We start from the raw sequence: 1,215 nt of genomic DNA, 5'->3' as shown, positions 1-1,215 counted from the left end.
TATCGGCCAGAGCAAGGCCCTGGACGGCACTAAGACCTACGACGGTTACTACGAAAGCTATGCTACTGGCTACCTCTGTGACGAGCACAACTACTACGTCACCCCCAGCTATGCCGACGAGGGTTGGTATGTGGAAAAAACCACCTTTGCGGATGACCGGCAGGCCGAAGGTGAGGATCTCGACAAAACGACCTACAGTGCCAATTACCACCTACACCGGGACAACGAGCTGGCCGAAAGCGATGACCAGGTGATGAAAGGGAACATTGAACTCACGAAACGTGTTTCCAGCACCGGTTCCAGCGATGGTATCAAGCTGCAGGGCGCAGGGTTCACCTTCTATTTGATTTCGGATTTGTCCAAAGAATCTCAGTTTGCCAAGACAAGAAGCGGCAAGTACATGATTCAGTCTATTCTGGATGCCTATATCAATCCGGAGTACAACGAATCGTCGCTGAAATATGATTTTTCGGAAGAGCGCCAGGCGGTTGCCAAGACCTACGAGATCGACGAGGACGAGATTGCCGCATATAATGCGACATTAACAGCCGCCGGTGATTACAGGAATGGTTCGGGCGACGGCTGGGTTGCGACAGGCCGTCCGCATGAGTATCAACTGTCCGAGATCTTCTCCAACGATATCGGTACACTGCGTGTGGAAGGTCTGCCGTATGGGCAATACCTCGTGGTGGAAACTACCACGCCGCGGGATGTTTTCCAGGCGCAGCCTTTTATCGTTGACATTGATCCGACTAATCCCACCAATCCGCAGTCCAATATGGCAACCCCGAAGGATGCTGTCCAGATCCCCTCTGGCAGCTATCAGGAATATACCATTCTGGACGAAGAAATCGAAGTTTACCTGAGAATCACCAAGATCGATGACGAAACCGGCAAACCGGTAGCGTTGCCGAATACAGCTTTCCAAATCTATTGGATGGACGACGATCAGGGAAATCACATTCTGGACAAGAATGGGAATCCGAAACTGGTTACCATGACGGACACCAGCAATCCCTTGCTGCCGAAAGTTATAGACACCTTCTATACCGATGATACGGGTATGCTGGTGTTGCCCGAAAAACTTCCCCTGGGCCACTTCCGACTTGTAGAAGTGAGCGGCCCGGACGGATTCTACAATGAGTGGGCAGCCTCCGCAGTGTATGAGGACGGCCATCTGCAGATCGACGATACCGGGCGTTTCGCGGACGGCAC

Annotated in this window: 1 pseudogene; it reads left to right on the top strand. The window is 52.3% G+C overall.

Annotation, left to right across the window (positions count from 1 at the left end):
* Window positions 1–1,215 (top strand): annotated as a pseudogene (locus Q0526_RS01835) (SpaA isopeptide-forming pilin-related protein); the annotation flags it as partial.

It is taken from the genome of uncultured Subdoligranulum sp. (assembly GCF_937890665.1).
The sequence above is the reverse complement of the archived record's forward strand: the minus strand, read 5'-3'. Positions and strand labels throughout refer to the sequence as shown.